Annotated in this window: 20 protein-coding genes and 2 tRNA genes; 11 read left to right on the top strand and 11 right to left on the bottom strand. The window is 31.5% G+C overall.

Annotated elements, in window-relative coordinates; all coding sequences use genetic code 11:
• Position 1: 1 nt before the first annotated feature.
• Positions 2–259 (bottom strand): hypothetical protein, encoded by a 258-nt coding sequence (locus tag BSF41_RS06350; protein WP_253251765.1) that lies wholly within the window; start codon positions 257–259, stop codon positions 2–4.
• 420 nt (positions 260–679) lie between these two features.
• Between BSF41_RS06350 and BSF41_RS06345 the strand changes: the two genes are divergently transcribed.
• The gene (locus BSF41_RS06345) at positions 680–1,228 is read left to right on the top strand and encodes a DUF4494 domain-containing protein (RefSeq protein ID WP_095928674.1); all 549 of its coding nucleotides are present in this window, start codon (positions 680–682) and stop codon (positions 1,226–1,228) included.
• A gap of 68 nt (positions 1,229–1,296) precedes the next feature.
• Here BSF41_RS06345 and BSF41_RS06340 read toward each other — a convergent pair whose 3' ends face one another.
• Positions 1,297–1,716, bottom strand: coding sequence for a hypothetical protein (locus tag BSF41_RS06340; protein WP_095928673.1), 420 nt, complete (start codon positions 1,714–1,716; stop codon positions 1,297–1,299).
• Positions 1,717–1,946: 230 nt separating this feature from the next.
• On the opposite strand from BSF41_RS06340, the gene BSF41_RS06335 reads away from it, so the two are divergent.
• The 3 genes from BSF41_RS06335 to BSF41_RS06325 all read left to right on the top strand — a co-directional run bounded on the left by BSF41_RS06335 (position 1,947) and on the right by BSF41_RS06325 (position 4,160).
• Positions 1,947–3,479, top strand: a complete 1,533-nt coding sequence (locus BSF41_RS06335) for a glycosyltransferase family 39 protein (RefSeq protein WP_095928672.1) — start codon at positions 1,947–1,949, stop codon at positions 3,477–3,479.
• Positions 3,472–3,996, top strand: a complete 525-nt coding sequence (locus BSF41_RS06330; RefSeq protein WP_095928671.1) for a DUF4269 domain-containing protein — start codon at positions 3,472–3,474, stop codon at positions 3,994–3,996. The genes BSF41_RS06335 and BSF41_RS06330 overlap by 8 nt, the downstream gene beginning before the upstream one ends.
• A gap of 91 nt (positions 3,997–4,087) precedes the next feature.
• Positions 4,088–4,160, top strand: a tRNA-Met gene (locus BSF41_RS06325).
• 136 nt (positions 4,161–4,296) lie between these two features.
• Here the strand turns inward: BSF41_RS06325 and BSF41_RS06320 are convergent.
• The 6 genes from BSF41_RS06320 to BSF41_RS06295 all read right to left on the bottom strand — a co-directional run bounded on the left by BSF41_RS06320 (position 4,297) and on the right by BSF41_RS06295 (position 9,225).
• On the bottom strand, positions 4,297–4,647 hold the full coding sequence (locus BSF41_RS06320) for a hypothetical protein (RefSeq protein ID WP_141248124.1): 351 nt from the start codon (positions 4,645–4,647) through the stop codon (positions 4,297–4,299).
• 148 nt (positions 4,648–4,795) lie between these two features.
• Entirely contained in the window at positions 4,796–5,326 is a 531-nt protein-coding gene (locus BSF41_RS06315) for a hypothetical protein (protein ID WP_095928669.1), read from the bottom strand.
• Positions 5,327–5,722: 396 nt separating this feature from the next.
• On the bottom strand, positions 5,723–7,093 hold the full coding sequence (locus BSF41_RS06310; RefSeq protein ID WP_172426856.1) for a serine hydrolase domain-containing protein: 1,371 nt from the start codon (positions 7,091–7,093) through the stop codon (positions 5,723–5,725).
• Positions 7,094–7,245: 152 nt separating this feature from the next.
• Positions 7,246–8,079, bottom strand: a complete 834-nt coding sequence (locus BSF41_RS06305; RefSeq protein ID WP_095928667.1) for an AraC family transcriptional regulator — start codon at positions 8,077–8,079, stop codon at positions 7,246–7,248.
• A 443-nt stretch (positions 8,080–8,522) separates the two neighbouring features.
• A complete protein-coding gene (locus BSF41_RS06300; protein WP_095928666.1) occupies positions 8,523–8,801 on the bottom strand; it encodes a hypothetical protein in 279 nt (92 codons plus the stop codon).
• Between the two features lie 46 nt (positions 8,802–8,847).
• Positions 8,848–9,225, bottom strand: coding sequence for a DUF4440 domain-containing protein (locus tag BSF41_RS06295; protein ID WP_095928665.1), 378 nt, complete (start codon positions 9,223–9,225; stop codon positions 8,848–8,850).
• A gap of 562 nt (positions 9,226–9,787) precedes the next feature.
• On the opposite strand from BSF41_RS06295, the gene BSF41_RS06290 reads away from it, so the two are divergent.
• Entirely contained in the window at positions 9,788–10,165 is a 378-nt protein-coding gene (locus BSF41_RS06290) for a hypothetical protein (RefSeq protein ID WP_095928664.1), read from the top strand.
• 255 nt (positions 10,166–10,420) lie between these two features.
• Positions 10,421–11,323, top strand: a complete 903-nt coding sequence (locus BSF41_RS06285) for a DUF4238 domain-containing protein (protein ID WP_095928663.1) — start codon at positions 10,421–10,423, stop codon at positions 11,321–11,323.
• Positions 11,324–11,389: 66 nt separating this feature from the next.
• Here the strand turns inward: BSF41_RS06285 and BSF41_RS06280 are convergent, their stop codons facing one another.
• On the bottom strand, positions 11,390–11,719 hold the full coding sequence (locus BSF41_RS06280; RefSeq protein ID WP_095928662.1) for a hypothetical protein: 330 nt from the start codon (positions 11,717–11,719) through the stop codon (positions 11,390–11,392).
• Between the two features lie 154 nt (positions 11,720–11,873).
• Between BSF41_RS06280 and BSF41_RS06275 the strand changes: the two genes are divergently transcribed.
• The 3 genes from BSF41_RS06275 to BSF41_RS06265 all read left to right on the top strand — a co-directional run bounded on the left by BSF41_RS06275 (position 11,874) and on the right by BSF41_RS06265 (position 13,896).
• Entirely contained in the window at positions 11,874–12,101 is a 228-nt protein-coding gene (locus BSF41_RS06275; protein WP_095928661.1) for a helix-turn-helix domain-containing protein, read from the top strand.
• A gap of 298 nt (positions 12,102–12,399) precedes the next feature.
• Positions 12,400–12,471 (top strand) — tRNA-Glu (locus BSF41_RS06270).
• A 168-nt stretch (positions 12,472–12,639) separates the two neighbouring features.
• Positions 12,640–13,896: a PQQ-binding-like beta-propeller repeat protein gene (locus BSF41_RS06265; RefSeq protein WP_253251764.1), complete on the top strand. Its 1,257-nt coding sequence runs from the start codon at positions 12,640–12,642 to the stop codon at positions 13,894–13,896.
• A 74-nt stretch (positions 13,897–13,970) separates the two neighbouring features.
• Here the strand turns inward: BSF41_RS06265 and BSF41_RS06260 are convergent, their stop codons facing one another.
• Together BSF41_RS06260 and BSF41_RS06255 are read right to left on the bottom strand one after the other, a co-directional pair.
• Positions 13,971–14,276, bottom strand: coding sequence for a hypothetical protein (locus tag BSF41_RS06260; protein ID WP_095928660.1), 306 nt, complete (start codon positions 14,274–14,276; stop codon positions 13,971–13,973).
• A gap of 260 nt (positions 14,277–14,536) precedes the next feature.
• Positions 14,537–15,379, bottom strand: coding sequence for a Two component regulator three Y domain protein (locus BSF41_RS06255; protein WP_095928659.1), 843 nt, complete (start codon positions 15,377–15,379; stop codon positions 14,537–14,539).
• A gap of 178 nt (positions 15,380–15,557) precedes the next feature.
• On the opposite strand from BSF41_RS06255, the gene BSF41_RS06250 reads away from it, so the two are divergent.
• Positions 15,558–16,046 (top strand): DUF1761 domain-containing protein, encoded by a 489-nt coding sequence (locus BSF41_RS06250; protein WP_095928658.1) that lies wholly within the window; start codon positions 15,558–15,560, stop codon positions 16,044–16,046.
• A gap of 119 nt (positions 16,047–16,165) precedes the next feature.
• A complete protein-coding gene (locus tag BSF41_RS06245; protein WP_095928657.1) occupies positions 16,166–17,311 on the top strand; it encodes a GNAT family N-acetyltransferase in 1,146 nt (381 codons plus the stop codon).
• Positions 17,312–17,330 lie beyond the last annotated feature (19 nt).

Raw genomic sequence — 17,330 nt, 5'->3', positions numbered from 1 at the left:
TCTACAATAAAAAATGGTTTAAAGAATTGATTTTGATGATATTTTTGACATTTTCGATAAAACTTTCGGTGTCTTTGATTTCTTGTTTTATCAACTGATGATGATCAGACAAATCGTGCTGTTCCATCATATCTTTTTTTAAATATTTAATCATCGATTCTAGACTTCGCGTATCGTTTTGATTTTGTTTTTTTAATTCACGCTGTTTGCTTTCCAAATATTTTAAAGTCTCTTTTAACTTCTGAACGTTTAATTTCACCAACCTATTTTTTTAATAATTATAAAAACAATAGCTGGAAATGTGACAAATTCAATATGCTCCAAAAACCAATACCATTTGAATTCTACTCCATTCCCAGCCATTGTTATTGGTACTTACGAACAAATTGATTTTTTGGATTTAGAAATTTTCTTATTTTTTTACTAATTTTTAATTCAAGAAAATAAACAACTGAATTACAAATATTTAAATTAAAAATAGGCTTGAATTATTTTTTATTTTAATCAAAATAGAAAAGAATGAATGTGATTACAAATCATTTTTACCGCTAAAAAACACAACTTTCAGAATCTCAAAACATTAGCAAAAATCATCTAAAATTGTGAATATCTATTTGAAGATTTAACTATTTATTTTGCAGTAAGATTTATCTTTGGCATCCTTAAAATTTAAAAAGAGATGAGCGCAACTTGGTACGAATGCAAAGTAAAATATAGAAAGACAGATGAAACTGGAGGACAAAAAGTTTTAACCGAGCCCTATTTGGTTGATGCTTTGTCTTATACAGAAGCTGAAAAAAGAATGACCGAAGAAATGGCCGCGTATACAAGTGAAGAATTTAAAATCACGGCTATCAAAGTGGCAAATTATGCCGAAATTCATCCTTTTGAGAATGCAGATAGATGGTTTAAATCTAAAATCACCTTAATAGCTTATGATGAAGAAAGCGGTAAGGAAAGAAAAACAAGCATGTATATGCTCGTTCAAGCAAATGATGTTCGCGAAGCCTTTGACAATACACTTCACATCATGAAAAATACAATGGGCGAATATTCTATTCCGGCCATTTCAGAAACGGCAATTATGGATGTTTTTCCTTATTTCAGCGGTGAAGAAGGCGAATCAGAAATGCTGGAAAGATTCAACGCTTTGAAAGCGTCTAAGCCAGAAAAACCAGAGGCAGAAATGATCGATCATATGGAATTTGAAACGGCTTTAGAGGAGTAATATCCTAAAATGCATAAAAAAAACGAAAAGCTTCAGAATGGTCTGAAGCTTTTTTATTTTAGACTATTTCAATAAAGCATTTTTGCCAATGGCGTTACTGCCGAAGCCGATTTTGGGAGTAAAGACGTAAGCGCATCAAATTGTGTTGGACTTATATTCTTTTTCATTTTGGCTATAAAAGACTCTCTAGTGTTGGTCATTTTAGAAGTATAACCTGCTTTGTCTGTAGCCATTGTAGGCAAAATATTTTTCTTTTTATTTAGCGTTTCATTTACCAACGAATTCACAACCGGTTTTTGAGCTTCGGTTAATTTCAATTTTGGAGATAGTACGCCCATAACCTGATTTGCGACACTAGCAACATCAAAAGCAGGTACTGCTGTTGTCGATGCCTTACTGGCTGCTTTTGTTACGTCTCCTATGCTTTGTGCATTTGCAAATGAAATTGTCCCTAAAAAGACAGCTAAAATCAATAATTTCTTTTTCATGGTATTTTCTTTTAAAGTTATTTGCTTGATACTAAAGGTAATAAAAATGTGAATTCATCTGACATTTTAAAATCATAAACATCTAAAAACCTGTACTTTATACTATTTCAGCAAGAAACATTGCAAATCTTCATAAATCAAAATAAGTCCTATCTTAGCTACAGAATTGCGCGTTGATTTAAAACCACTTACAGCACCAAAGTCAAAAAACCTAAGAAACCAGAATCTATATGACCAAAAGAAACCTAATTTTATTCGGATTTATAGTTTTAAAATTTATCCTGCAATATGTTTTAGTTAGTTCCGAATACGATTTACAGCGCGACGAATATCTGCATCTGGACCAAGCAAATCATTTGGCTTGGGGATATTTGTCTGTTCCGCCGCTTACCTCTTGGTTTTCGTATCTTATTCTGTTGCTTGGAAATTCGGTTTTTTGGATTAAGTTCTTCCCTGCTCTATTTGGCGCCTTGACACTTTTGATTGTCTGGAAAGCTATCGAACTTTTAAAAGGCAATCTTTATGCGTTAATTCTTGGTGCTTTATGTGTTTTATTTTCATGTTTACTGCGTTTAAATATGCTTTATCAGCCAAACTCATTTGATGTTTTATGCTGGACTGCATTTTATTATGTTTTACTACAATACCTGACTTTAGAAAATAAAAAATGGTTTTATTGGGCAGGCGTAATTTTCGCTTTTGGTTTCTTGAACAAATACAATATCGTATTTTTATTACTCGGATTAATTCCTGCTATTTTAATTTCTAAACAGCGAAAAATATTAGCAAAAAAAGAATTCTACTTTGCTCTGATTTTAGGATTAATTCTAATTCTTCCTAACCTTTATTGGCAATACAGCAATCATTTTCCAATTGTGCATCACATGAAGGAATTGGCCGAAACGCAATTGGTTAATGTTGATTTAGGTGATTTTGTAAAAGATCAAATTCTATTTTTTATTGGCGGATTATTGGTTATTTTGACTGGACTTTTTGCGGTTTTATTGTATAAACCTTTTCAAAAATACAGGCTCTTTTTTACCTCTTTCGTTTTTACAATGCTGATCTTTATTTACTTTAAAGCAAAATCGTATTATGTAATTGGCCTATATCCAATTTATATTGCTTTTGGCTCTGTTTTTCTATCTCAAATTTTAAACAACGGATGGAAACGATATTTAAAACCTGTATTTATAGCACTGCCCTTATTGTTTTTTATTCCGATGTACGAAATGGCTTTTCCTAATAAAAGTCCAGAATATATAGTGGCGCATCCTGAGAAATACAAAAAAATGGGAATGCTGCGCTGGGAAGACGGAAAAGACCATCATCTTCCACAGGATTTTGCGGATATGCTAGGCTGGAAAGAACTGGCCACAAAGACAGATTCGATTTATGCTTTAATGCCTAACCAAAAAGAAACCATTGTGCTCTGCGATAATTACGGACAAGCGGGAGCGATTAATTTTTATTCTAAAAAAGGAATCAAAGCGGTTTCCTCCAATGCCGATTATTTGAACTGGTTTGATCTTAGCATTCCATACAAAAACCTGATTCGCGTTAAGGAATATGACGAAAACAATGAAGAACTTAAAGAAACGAGTCCGTATTTTGCAACGGCAACAATTGGCGGTCAGATAACTAATCAATATGCTAGAGAATACGGAGCTACGATTTTTGTGTTCACGAATGCTAAAATCGATATCAATAAAAGATTACAACAAGAAATCAACGAAGTAAAAAGCGCTATTATAAATGATTAATTTCAAGGACCTATCGTATTTAGAAACTGGAAATCTAAAACAGCAAGCCGCATTTCATGTTTTGACTAAACATAGAGTTTTGGAAAACCTTACTGAGTTTGATCCTATTTTGGTTGGCACGATTCCGATAAATATTGATATTGAAAATAGCGATTTGGATATTGCCTGCTACTGGAAAAGCAAAGTTGATTTTATTGAAAGGATTAAATCTTTATTCGAAAAAGAAAGCAATTTTACCATTCAAGAAATTGTGATTGATAACCAGGAATCTGTTGTGGCAAACTTTTTTATTGAGACTTTCGAAATAGAAATCTTTGGACAAAATATCCCGACCGAACTTCAAAATGGTTACAGACATATGCTCATTGAGCACCAAATTCTAAGTTCAAAAGGCGAAAACTTTAGATTAGCCATCATAAAACTGAAAGAAAAAGGCATAAAAACCGAACCAGCATTTGGCTTGCTATTAGGCTTAAACGGAAACGTTTACCAAGAATTACTGGATTTTAAATTATAAGAAAAACCGTCTTTTCTAAAAATTATAAAAAATAAAGTACTAAAATTGTTTGCATAACCGTATTTAGTGTGTATCTTTGCACCCGAAACATCGCGGGATAGAGCAGTAGGCAGCTCGTCGGGCTCATAACCCGAAGGTCACAGGTTCGAGTCCTGTTCCCGCTACTAAGATAAAGCTTCGGAGAAATCTGGAGCTTTTTTGTTTTTTGAACTATTGTTGAAACTTTTATATTCGTTGTGTTCACGAGCGGGATGACTAACACTAGCAGGTAAAAAATTTAAGAAATATCAAAACTGTTACTTACTTCCCTTTATAAGTAATTGTCCAGTTCAGATTATCTAAGTCTTCAATTGTGAAGAGATATTTTTTACTATAAATATTTTTACTGAAAATTGTTTTCCATCCATACTTATCTACACTATCTTTTTCAACAATGAATAATCTTGCCTGTTTATCTTCTAATGAATTAAAGTAATTGTTCCAATATCGAGGTCTATCAGAATTCGCAATTATTTGCCCTTTTTTAATTTCCTCAAAAACAAAAGGCGCATCATAATCTCCTCTTTTACTTTCAGAAAAGTCATCTTTGTACTCATAATAAAATGATCCATCATTCATACTATCATTTCCTGACAGGATACCAAATATCACTTTCTCTGAATTATTTTTTAAAAGCAACTCTCTCGTATCCAATTTATCGCACGAAAAAAAAATAATTAAAAGAGCAAAAAAAAGAAGAGCTTTAACCTTTAGCATATTTTAAATTTAAATAGCAACAATTTATATTTTATTCATTGAATTATTCCACAGAGTGCAAATTAAACCCAACAGATTCGGCTCCTACATTTTTCACTTTGTAATTTCTCATTTCTATCCCAAGTCCGTGATCTCCTTCAAATGTCGAATTGAAACAGATTCCAAAATAACCTTCATCTATTTTTCCTGCCATATGAATTGCTTTTGGTTTTATCATTAAATCAATAATTTGAGCATCCTTATTCATTGGATTAGGATATTTATTATCATCTTCAAATTCATTCAAGTAATCGTTCCATAGAAATGTATAATAATCAAAAATACCTTTTCGGATGTCTTCTATAAATGATTCTTGATTTCTAACAATATATTCAATTGTTGATTTATGGATTTCTGAAATCTCTTCATTATCAATTATTAATTGACAATTATCACAATTAAAAATTCTAATTGGCAATCTGCACACTAATTGATCATCACTAATTCCGAAATTTGGATACGTATAATTTTCCCAAATATATTGACTTGGATATTCTCTTCTATGCCATTCATCAAATATTTCTTGTGTGCTCATTTATAGTTTTAAATTTTGAGTTAATTATTTCGTGTTCCGCAAAATCTTCTTCATCAGTGCTGCGCAAATGTCTCTGACTTTGCGCTACTCAAAACAAATATATCTAAAAAACATAAGCGTCTCAAAGTCTCTTACGTTACCCCCCCCTGCTCCGCAAAGTGTTCTTCACTAGCGCTGCGCAAATGCCTCTGACTTTGCGCTACTCAAAACAAATATATCTAAAAAACATAAGCGTCTCAAAGTCTCTTACTTTAGAATAAAACTCCTAACAAGATATAAACGAAAAAAGTCAGCAGACTTTTGAGACGTTTTTGTATTCAATATGCCAAAAAAAATGCGCAAAGTCAGAGACATTTGCGCAGCTTTTCATGAGGAATTCTTCGGAGATTGGACTAGCTATTTCATTAGCAATTTATATTTTAATTTAGCATCCTTGTCTTCTGGCTCTTTTTCAATGTATAACTTTAGATATTCAATCGCTTGTTTTTTTTGACCTGAAAACCTATATGCCTCACTTATATAATAATACCCATAGGTGGAGTCTGGAAAAAGGTGATTATTTAACTTAAATAAATCTATTGCCTGATTCGTCTTTTTTTCGAACAATAGCTTACAACCATATCTTTCAATAAGATTTTCTCTTAATGAATACTTCTTCGAATTGCGTTCTATTTCTTTAATACCAGATTCATAACCTTTATTGCATACTATCTTAATTATATCTTTAGTATAAAAAAAATTGTCAATTGATGGTGCTGAACCCACTAATTGTTTTTTAATTAGATTACTTACTTCCCAATAATTTTCGACTTCTCCATTTGTTAGAATAATAACAGTATAGCCCAAATCCGGATAAATCATTAGTTCACAAGCAATACCATCATGCCCACCGGTATGTCCAAAAATTCGGTGCCCGTTTATTTTGTTTTCTTCAAATCCATATCCATACATTCCTTCTCTATACTTCACTTTACCCGATGTACAAAGAGCAATATTTTCTTTACTAAGCAAACGACCGTTTTGTAAAGCATTGGCAAAACTCAGCAAATCGTCAACGGTTGAATAGCCGCCACCAGCAGGAGTTCCTTTTACTAAATTTACGAAAATATTATTTTTCCATTGTCCTGGTTCCTCTAATGACATTGTATAGCCAGTAGCTAAATTTGGAATAGCATTATCCAATTCGTAAGCATCAGTATTAATCATTTTTGAAGGTTTGTATATATATTCTTTTACGTAATCAAAATAATTTTGAGCCGACACCTTTTCTATGATTAATCCTAAAACCATGTATCCAGAATTGCTATACGAGAAGCTGGTACCTGGGGCAAAGGCTAGTTTTTTATTGACAAACAATGGAAGGTAATCAGAAACCGTTTTGAATTTTTCTTTTGCAAGCTTATCGTATTCCTCCTCCCAAAAACTGTTCATTCCCGAAGTGTGCGTTAACAATTGGTGGATTGTTACAGAGTCGGCAACAGTTTTATTGGGATAATCTGCAAGATATTTGCCTACTTTGTCTTGAAGCGAAATTTTGCCCGATTCTACCAATTGCATAATCGCTATTGCTGTAAACATCTTGTTTATAGAAGCTAAGTTGAACTTTGTGTCTGGCTTATTTTTTATACTGTCTGGCAAATTGGCAAAACCAAATGCTTCCCTATATATTGGTTTGCCATTTTTTGCAATAAGAACAACCCCACTTAAGTTATTCTCTTTTTCAAGATTTTCTAAGTAAGACCTTATCGGATAAACTACACTTTCCAAATTTTGTGATTGGACCGCGATAGGTTGCAAAAGCGATATAAAGAAGATCGATATAATAAAATATATTTGACGGGTTGTCATATGGTATCATTTTATGATTAAAGAGACAAAACTACTTTAACCATAAAACGAAAAATTGTATAAATGTAAACCTATAAAAACAGCCAGTGCACTTGTTTTCTTTCTAGCGCAGTTGTTTTTTCAAAAAAAACTTTAGGAGAGAACCCTGTCAATGATTTGAATTCTCTTATCATATGGGACTGGTCAAAATAATCAACACTATATGCAATATCCGTTAAGCTGTTTCTTGTATTGTTTGATGAGTATTTATTAACCGCATTTCGAAATCTTAGTATCTTTTTGAATTGAGATGGAGTTTTGCAGATATGCCTGCCAAAGTGTTTGTTTAGCGTTGTACGTGAAATAGCATTTTTTTTACATAGTTCTGTAATCGTTAAAGCATCATTTTCTTCACACATAATTTCAGACAAAATAGTTTCAAGAAAATCATGCTGAAACCCTATTAATTTGGATAACCAATAACTTTCAACAGCTTGAATTTTTTCGGTATCATTTTGCAAGGAAAGAATTTCAATCATAGCTTTTCTATAATCTTTAAAAGGTGAAAATTCAGAAAAATTTGAACTATTATAGTGGCTTAATTCATGCTCCAAAAATGAATTAATAGCTAACGGCTTAAAATAGATAGTAATTTCTTTTATTTCTCCTTCGTATTGAACATACACCGGCTTATTGAAATTAGAAACCAAATTTGTTTCAATCTTATTGTCATCGCATTGCCCAATTATTAACTTATTTCCTTTATTAATAGTTTTTGATTTTTCACTTATTGATACAATGGTAAAAATAGATGGGAAGGTTATATATTGGGCGGGGTTTTCTTTAGATGTATGCGTGAGTATATAAATACACTCTATGTATTTTTTAAGCAAAGGATTTAAAGGGGAATAAACTTTTATTTTCATAGTTTATAAAAATTGGATTCACCAGCTGTCAACGAGACTTTAAATTTGTTATGCATTGACAAATCTTTTACCGTTTGCCGTTTGGTTCACTAAAATTACTCCTAACTTATTTTATAAATGTGGTTATGCAAACAAAAAGAAGAGAAAAAAGTTAAGGTGTTCATTTTTAAAAATCATAATAATCAAAGATAATCTAGTTAGATGTTTGAATGCTTCCCGCTACTAAGAAAAATACCACTTAAAAAAGCTGATGTTTTTTTATTTTAAATCCTAACAGTTCGTTGGGCTTATATCCGCCACGACGGATACCGATTCGAGTACTGTCCTCACTACCAATACAAAAGCTCCAGATTTCTCTGAAGCTTTTTTTAGAACTATCATTAAAACTGTTATATCCATTGCCTTCAAGAGCATTACGCTCAAATTAGCAGTCTAAATATTATTTAATACTGGGTTACTTCTTTAGCCAGATTACGTATTACAAACCATTTTGGGTTAGTCAAAAAAGATTCAGTGTTCCAATCTTTACTCTCAATATCTTGTAAAAGAATAAATAATTGTTCCAATTTAAATTTAATATCACCATCAATCAAGTTTTCTGAATGCAACTTATTGAGATTAATAGGATTCAGAAAGGTATAAAAATCACCCTCTAATTCTTCTAAATTAAATCTAATTAAATCATCCCTTTCATTAATGCTAATATGGTTTGGAATTGCCATTAATTTTAATGTCTCTTGTAAAGATCTAAAGATATCTACCATTGGGCTAATTCTTTTCCAATTCTGTTTCAGTATGCATCACACACGCCCACTTGCTGTTTTCTTTAATCCAGGCAGAAGTGCAAACGCACTTTATAGGTTCTTTTTGACTTTGATCTACTATCTCAAAATCGAGACGATATCCTATTACCGCAGTATTTTCGGCAATTAGTTTTTCTTTTACATCATAGATGTTCAGCACTTTTATTTTATTGGTTTGCCCAGAGTCGAACATATTTTTGAACTCAGTCTCGCTGATACTCTGAATGCCATTTTTCCCAGCAACTATGCAAGGAAACAGCGTTAGGTTTCTTACCGTTTCATAGTCATTATTTTCAACTCCGTGCCAGTATTTTTTTTCCAATTCTATAATTTGACCTTCCATATTATCTCGTTGTTAATTAGACATTTCACAAATTTCAAATTAATATTGACATGAAGTTGCTCTTTTAACATAGATTTAATTTCGTGAGAAAGCTTCTTAATAATCATCTTGATCAAACGAAATGGTTTTAGGATCTATCAACTGTTGGCGTGAGCGAGATGCTAGTGCAATCTGGAGAAAATACCTGCTCCGCAAAAGTGTTCTCCATTAGTGCTACGCAAATGTCTCTGACTTTGCGCTACTCAAAACAAATATACCCAAAAAACATAAACGTCTCAAAGTCTATGACTTTAAAACAAAACTTCTAACAAGAGATGAACGAAAAAAAGTCAGGAGACTTTTGAGACATTTTTGTATTCAATATGACGAAAAAAAAATGCGCAAAGTCAGAGACATTTGCGCAGCTTTTCATTAGAAACTCTTCGGAGAGCGAGGGAATAAATCCATTTGTAAACCCCATTAAAAACAATCGATTAAACAACTGAAAAATAGGCATTTACACTTATTGTCTTTTGTTTTTTTTCTTTGTAATTTAGTTAAATTAATTTTTAAATATATCAACATGAAAAAAATTATATTAACATTAGGAGCTTTTATATTAGTTGGCTTTATTTCTAATATTAATGCGCAAGAAACAAAAAAATCAACTACAACTGAACCTGCCAGAAAGCCTGCATATCAGAATGCAGAAAATTCAGGAGGACTTACGGATACACAAAAATTAATTCGAGCAGAAGAAAACAAAACAGTAACTACAAAAACACTAGAAGGCTTTAACAAAGGAATGGAAAGACAAGAACCAGGAAGCACGGCAGCAGAAGTTGGCACAGGCATTAATAAAAAATTAGATGAATACACACAAAAAAAAGAGAGTGATGCACCAACTAAATCAAACAATGTTAACGGTGTAAAGAAAAGTGCATCTGCTACACAGCAGTAGCATATTATTTTGAGCAATAACCAAATACCATAATTATGCAAAAAAACGCTATGAACTTCTTCAAAAAAATTAATCACTATTTTAAGGCAATTCATAGATATTGACGCAGTATTTCCGTTGACCATTTTGATAAGAATGGAAAGCTTTTACCTATCTTTACTATTACTTAAAACTCTTTTTAGCCAATAGCATAATCTACATTGACAATATATAAACATATCTAAAAAAATCAAGTATAATAACAATTTCTTTTTTATGAGCATACCTCTAAATCATCATTTTGTTTCTCAAGTGCATTTAAAAAATTTCTTCAATGATAAAGAGCAAAAAATTTATGTATATGATAAAATATTAGACAATCATTATTATAAAAAAACAACAAAATCCCTATTCAGCGAACCTAAACTAAATTCTAAATTCCATAATGGGATAGTTGACCATTCTTCAATTGAAGAAGAGCTTAACTATTACTTTGAGAAAGACTTTTCAAAAAATACTGAAGTAATTCAACAATTTATTATAGATAAGAATTATACTGAGTCCGTAAATATAGCTTTAATTTATTTTGCAAAATATGGGATAATTGGTGATATGCGAACTCCAAGATTCAAGCAAGAAATTGACAACGCTATAAAAAAGGGCTTAACTGAAATTACACACAATGCAACAGAAGAGCTTAAATCTCAGATTGAAAAAATGTTCTCATACGAAAAAGAAGTAAAATATAGCAACACTGGGAGTTATACAGAATTAGCTGAAAAGATTTTCAAAAAAATGGGTAATTTAATTTTTCAAATTTTAATCCCTAATAATGCAGATGATTACTTTATAATTCCAGACTTCACTGCAGGTACTGCACGTGAAAAAATTAACGAATATTTTAATCCAGATATCAAAGAAATTGCCTTTATAAGCCTACCCTTACATAGTAAAATATATTTACGTTTCTACTCAGAAAAACTTTTTAAAACTACAGATATACCTAGTTCTATAATATTGTATATACCTTCATCACAAGTTGAAGAAATCAACAAAATTAATCTTGATTACTGTCAAGATAAAGTAGCCTGTGAAAATGAGGAGTACTTAAAAAAAATATGCAATAACAGAGTAGAATTCAATTTAGAATACAACAAAAATTCTCAAAAAACTGACTAGTTTTAATGCTTCGTACTAAAAAGCTTCAGATTTATCTGAAGCTTTTATCAATTACAAAAAAAAATATCAAACCTCATTTGAAGCCTTTTCTATCTCAAAAACATTTCCATAAATCTCATCTAACAATTCCATTTCATCACTAGGAAGCAACTGTAAAGCCATTTCAAGTAAAAGCATTATATCAATTTCTTCACTATCAGATTTATTATTTAACGCATTAATACTCGCTTTCAACAAAGAAGAAATTATAATATTTAATTCATTATAAGAAGCAATTTTTAGCATTACACTAAATGAATTATCATTCTTTTGATCTGAATTTAGTTTCGTAAAATATTTCATTTTACTTACTGATTCTAAAAAATCTACCGATGGTTCGTTTCTCTCTAATTTCATGTTCTAACAGTTTATATACATTTATTCATTTACCAGTGTAATATTTTCACTACATTACAAATATAATAAAAAACAGTCATATATGACTGGACTTATTCGTTCCTGTTTTTTTGACTACTAACTCATAATTTTCAAGTTCAAATAATATGAAAAAATGAGAAAGAAAGAAGTTCCAGAATCTGTAAAAATTGTTGGAAATAATATAAATGAGATTATTAAAGAAAAAAAACTAAAAGTTAGACATGTGGCTAGCGATTCTGATTTAGATATTGAAGCTTTAAGAAGATATATGTTGGGCAAACAAATTATGGGTATCGATAAAGTTATTCGAATTTCTAAAGCTTTAGGGGTTGAAATATCTGAACTATTTCAGAAAACATGATTATTCTTCCCTTCATTAAAACATAAAACACAATAAAAAGACAGAAGAATATTCTCTCAAACCTAAAATTTTACAATATTTCTAAAAATTATTTTTCACTTAAAAAACAAACATTTCGCCCACATAACCTCATAACAACAATTTATTAATCAAATAAATACAAAACCACTAACTCGATTAACATGCGAATATTGATCGTTCAAAATGGTTTTCCATCAAAAAAAAATTAAAAATTTTTCTCAAAATGCTTTGTACATCTCAAAAATAGTTGCACTTTTGCACCCGCAATAGCAAAGCAGGTCCGTTCGTCTATCGGTTAGGACGCCAGGTTTTCATCCTGGTAAGGGGGGTTCGATTCCCCCACGGACTACTTACTAAGACAAAAGCTTCAGAGAAATCTGGAGCTTTTTTTGTTTATATTTACTTCTTTAAATGTTTGAGGATTTTAGAACAGTATTAAAAGCGCACAAAACCTACAAATTGGCAATTAATAAAGACACAAATACAGCAAACACAATAACAAAGCAAACAAGAAGTTATGAATGAAGTAATTTCAGATTACAAACACAATCAGAAAATCAACCCAAATCTTAAAATGAAACACAAATTAATAGCCCTTTTATTTGTATTCGCCTTTGCAAATATGTCTGGACAAGCGCCCGCCAGCAAAACCAACTACACCAACAGCAAATTACCTGCAGAAGAAGCTGTTACTAATAAATCTCTAAAACCGCTTAAAAAGATTTCTCTAGACGATACCTCAATTTTAATTTACGATTACGACGGTTCGCTTTTTTCATGGGATCTGGAAGTCGAAAGCATTGTTTGGACAGTAAAAGCTTCAGATGCCCACACAGAGATGTGCGCCAACAAAATAACCATTCATGACGGAGTTGTGTATATTCCGTTTATTAATGGAGAAATTTACGCAGTAGATAATGGAACAGGAACTATTTTCTGGAAATCTAGAATAGGAAACATTACAGACCAGATTGTTCTAAAAGACCAAACTCCGATTATAGCTAACGGAAAACTTTTTATAACTGCTCAAAATCAAAATCAGAGCAGTAATTTATACGCTTTAGATTTAAAAGATGGCAGCTTGGCTTGGAACTACAAATTAGACACTCCAAACAACGATATTGAGCCACTTTTTTTCGATAATAAGATCTTTACCCAAAGCGGAACAAATGTATATTGTTTTGAGGCTAATACAGGAAAATTACTTTACCAAAAAAGCTTTGATGAAACCATGACCGGGAAACCAGTTACAGATGGCGAAAGTGTTTTTATAGCAGGCGATAAAAATTGGCTGTATGCTTTAAAACCAAATAGCCTTGATGTTTTGTGGCAGTTTAAAATAGAAGAAAACCAGAATAACGTTAAGGAACGTATAGTATGCCACGACAAAAAGCTATATTTTGCAGCGCAAGGGCCAGAAGTTTCTTCTATCTATGCTGTTGATTCTAAAACAGGAACTCAGCTTTGGAAAACAGATTTTAAAGGCGATAATGTGGAATACATCGTTAAAGAAGTTGATAATCTTTGGGGATACACTCGCAAAAAGAAGCTTTTTGAACTGGACTTATCAAACGGTGAAATTGCATTTGAAGAAAAACTAACTACACTGCCAATTTCCAATATAGAATTTCCTGCTGATGACAACCTACTTTACTATTATTGCGATGCAGGCTTAATTCAGTTTGATTTAAAAGAAAAAGACGAAAACGTATACTACATGCGTACCTCACTTAAAGACGATCCATATAGCGCTTATTTAAAGATAATTCGATAATAGCTTGCTGCTTTTTGAAATAAAAAAAAGACCATTTTTTCAAATGGTCTTTTTTATACTCTTTTGAGAAAAATTTACGCTCTAAACAAAGCATATTTATTATAGTTGTACAAAACTTTATCATAAGCAACATAAAGCGAAACTATTTTCTCTGACGATTCATTGAATGTGATTCCGTTATATTTTCTAAACAAGTAAATTTCTTTTAAACAATTAGAAAGACTTTGGTGAATTTCACTTGTAAAAGTCGGCAGTTTTTTATCTCCTACCAAAAGATCAACCTGGTAGTTGGAACTGCTTTTTGATAAGTTATTACCAATAATTCTAATTGTAAAAGTGGTTGGTTTTCCGTACTGTTCTCCTTGATATTGCAGTGTCATAATTTCTTCTTATTAAGTGATTAGTAATGCCGTTGGTTAATCGGTTTTTGGTTCTCCGGATACTTATATTAAAGTTATAAAAATTTAGGCAAACATAAAGAATTCAATTCTAAATTAAATGTTATTTTTTCAAAAAAACGAAACCTCTAGAAACCAGAAAACCGTAACGAATTACGGTTTTGGCAATTAACTAAATATATTTAATCAACTTGTTTAACGAGTGTAAAATTCATTCATAAGCATCGATTAATTTTGGGTAATTATTGTAATTTATTTTCTTGGTTTATTTCTAATAAAAACGGATTTCCATTTTCGTCTATCATGGTCATATTCAAAGCATCTAATAATGCTGTCTTTTTTGAAACCTCGCCTGTAAATTTATTGTACGAAAGATTCAATTCTTCAAGCTTGTTAAGCTTTTCAATTTCTTGCGGAATTGCGCCTGAAAATTCATTGTCAAATAAACTAAAATTTTCTAATACATTCCAATTAATAATTTCATTTGTCAAATTTCCCGACAGCTTATTATTATTCAGCAGCAATACTTTTAGACCAGAAATTTTATAAATCGAAACAGGCAGTTTTCCGTTTAATTCATTATTGCAAACAGCTAAAATTTCTAACTGATTTAGTTTTCCAATTTCCGACGGAAGCTCTCCAGATATCTTATTCATAAAAAGCTCCAAATCTTTCAATTTAGTCAACTGGCAAATCGAAGATGGAATTGCTCCTGATAATTTATTATCGGCAATATTAAGCATTTCTAACTCTTTCAGATTAAAAATGGCAGAAGACAAACTTCCTTCAATTTTATTTTTTTCCAGATTCAGCGATTCTAAATTCACAAGATCGTAAAAAGCTTCAGGCAATTCTCCCTGCAGATTATTATCTGCCAAATTGAGCGCGACCACTTTTCCGTTTTCGGCTTTAACACCGTACCAAGTAGAAACAGACAGACTTAAGTCCCATTTGTTTTTCCATTGCAAACCATTTGTTGCATGATACAATTTTACAAGCGCTTCTTTTTCTTTATCCGAAATGGTATCTGCCAAAACGTTTAGCGAAAAAGCAAATAATAAAGAAAGAGTAATTAAAATTTTCATAACAGATTTGGGATTTGTTACTCGCGTAAAATTATACAATTCACAGTTATAATACACCAAATATCGGCAAACTGTTGAAAAAAATTTAAAATGTAAGATTTAAGCTATATTTATTATTTTTCAGAACCTGCATTTTTTTTGATTACATTTGATCAACTAATTCTAAAAACCTCACATTATGCAAATTAACTTCGTTGCTTTATTCCTTGCAGCAATTGTCACACTCGTAACTGGTTTTATCTGGTACAGCCCAAAAGTATTCGGAACAATCTGGATGAAAGAAAATAATCTTACTCAAGAAGAGTTAAAAAAAGGAAATATGCTTAAAATCTTCGGGCTAACGTATATTTTTTCTCTAATGATTACAATGACTTTAATGTCTCTAACCATTCATCAGTCTGGCGCAATCGGAATGGTTGGTGGACCGCCATTAATTGACAGTGCAAAACCTTCATTTGCTGCTTTTATGGCAGATTACGGAATGGCTTACAGAACTTTCAAGCATGGTGCGCTTCACGGTTTTATGTCGGGACTATTTTTTGCTTTTCCCTTAATTGGAATCAATGGCTTGTTTGAAAGAAAATCTTGGAAATATATTTTTATCCATAGCGGATACTGGATTCTTACTCTGACTCTTATGGGCGGAATCATCTGCGGATTTGCTTAATATCATTTATAAAAAACCCATTTGAAAAATTTATTTCAAATGGTTTTTTCTTAATAATAACTTAAACCCCATTAGTTATTATAAATATTATCTAATTTTGAAGAAATTAGCTCACTCTTTTGAATACAACTTATTCTTTCCAGATTTACAAAAGCGCATCGTTATTGCCTTTAGAATGGAACTCGCTTGCAGCAAATAACATTTTTTTGACACGAGAATATCTCGAAGTACTGGAAAATTCTTCTCCAGTAAATATGACCTGCCATTTTATTGGGCTTTTTGAAGAAAAAAAACTAATCGGAATTGCTTTAACGCAATTCTTATTTGCAGAAAAACTTGAATCTTTTGGAGAGCGTGATAAATGCTTAAAAACTTCGGTACGTAATTTTGCATTAAAGAATTTTGCTTCACACGTTTTATTTGTTGGAAACAATATGCTTACAGGACAAAATGCTTTTATTTTTGACAAGACCATCAAAGAATCCAAAGCAATTAAAACACTTCATAAAGCTATCAATCAGCTTAAAAAAGATTTGAAAGAAAGCGGAAGAAAGGTTCATATAACGAGCATAAAAGATTTTACAGCAAAAGAAATCGAACCGCTTCAGGCAGAATTCAAAAACAACTACACGTTTTCGACCCAACCAAATATGATTTTTGAAATCAATGAAAATTGGAAAACCGAACAAGATTATATTGATGCTTTATTAAAAAAATATCGCGATCAATACAAACGGGCACGCAAAAAATCGGAAGGAATTGTAAAACAGCAAATGTCTCTTTCTGACATTAAACAATATGAAGATGTGATTTACGATTTATATTTTAATGTTGCAAAAAATGCGCCTTTCAATACCTTTTTTCTAGCAAGAAATCATTTCAGCTTTTTCAAGGAAATCATGGGAGAAAACTTTCTTCTCTATGGTTATTTTTTAGACGAAAAACTAATCGGCTTCAACACTTTAATCAAAAATGGCGATGTAATGGATACGTATTTTCTCGGTTATGATGAAAGTGTTCAGCGCGAAAAAATGCTGTATTTAAATATGCTCTACGATATGATTGCTTATTCTATTAAGAAAGGTTTCAAAGAAATTGTTTTTGCCAGAACAGCTCTTGAAATTAAAAGTTCGGTTGGGGCAAAACCAGTTAAAATGTATGGTTTAATCACCCATAGCAATGCATTGATTAACCATAACATTTCAAGGTTTTTCAATTATTTAGAACCAAAAACAGAATGGCAGGAACGTAATCCGTTTAAATAAAAAATGTGTCGCTCCTCCG

It is taken from the genome of Flavobacterium sp. ACN2 (genome assembly GCF_002303885.1).
Classification (GTDB): Bacteria; Bacteroidota; Bacteroidia; order Flavobacteriales; family Flavobacteriaceae; genus Flavobacterium.
The sequence above is the reverse complement of the archived record's forward strand: the minus strand, read 5'-3'. Positions and strand labels throughout refer to the sequence as shown.

Coding starts and splice junctions, on each gene's coding strand:
- BSF41_RS06345 (WP_095928674.1), top strand. CDS start 680: ATGAGCGCAACTTGGTACGAATGCAAAGTAAAATATAGAAAGACAGAT.
- BSF41_RS06340 (WP_095928673.1), bottom strand. CDS start 1,716: ATGAAAAAGAAATTATTGATTTTAGCTGTCTTTTTAGGGACAATTTCA.
- BSF41_RS06335 (WP_095928672.1), top strand. CDS start 1,947: ATGACCAAAAGAAACCTAATTTTATTCGGATTTATAGTTTTAAAATTT.
- BSF41_RS06330 (WP_095928671.1), top strand. CDS start 3,472: ATGATTAATTTCAAGGACCTATCGTATTTAGAAACTGGAAATCTAAAA.
- BSF41_RS06315 (WP_095928669.1), bottom strand. CDS start 5,326: ATGAGCACACAAGAAATATTTGATGAATGGCATAGAAGAGAATATCCA.
- BSF41_RS06305 (WP_095928667.1), bottom strand. CDS start 8,079: ATGAAAATAAAAGTTTATTCCCCTTTAAATCCTTTGCTTAAAAAATAC.
- BSF41_RS06300 (WP_095928666.1), bottom strand. CDS start 8,801: ATGGCAATTCCAAACCATATTAGCATTAATGAAAGGGATGATTTAATT.
- BSF41_RS06295 (WP_095928665.1), bottom strand. CDS start 9,225: ATGGAAGGTCAAATTATAGAATTGGAAAAAAAATACTGGCACGGAGTT.
- BSF41_RS06290 (WP_095928664.1), top strand. CDS start 9,788: ATGAAAAAAATTATATTAACATTAGGAGCTTTTATATTAGTTGGCTTT.
- BSF41_RS06285 (WP_095928663.1), top strand. CDS start 10,421: ATGAGCATACCTCTAAATCATCATTTTGTTTCTCAAGTGCATTTAAAA.
- BSF41_RS06280 (WP_095928662.1), bottom strand. CDS start 11,719: ATGAAATTAGAGAGAAACGAACCATCGGTAGATTTTTTAGAATCAGTA.
- BSF41_RS06275 (WP_095928661.1), top strand. CDS start 11,874: ATGAGAAAGAAAGAAGTTCCAGAATCTGTAAAAATTGTTGGAAATAAT.
- BSF41_RS06265 (WP_253251764.1), top strand. CDS start 12,640: ATGAATGAAGTAATTTCAGATTACAAACACAATCAGAAAATCAACCCA.
- BSF41_RS06260 (WP_095928660.1), bottom strand. CDS start 14,276: ATGACACTGCAATATCAAGGAGAACAGTACGGAAAACCAACCACTTTT.
- BSF41_RS06255 (WP_095928659.1), bottom strand. CDS start 15,379: ATGAAAATTTTAATTACTCTTTCTTTATTATTTGCTTTTTCGCTAAAC.
- BSF41_RS06250 (WP_095928658.1), top strand. CDS start 15,558: ATGCAAATTAACTTCGTTGCTTTATTCCTTGCAGCAATTGTCACACTC.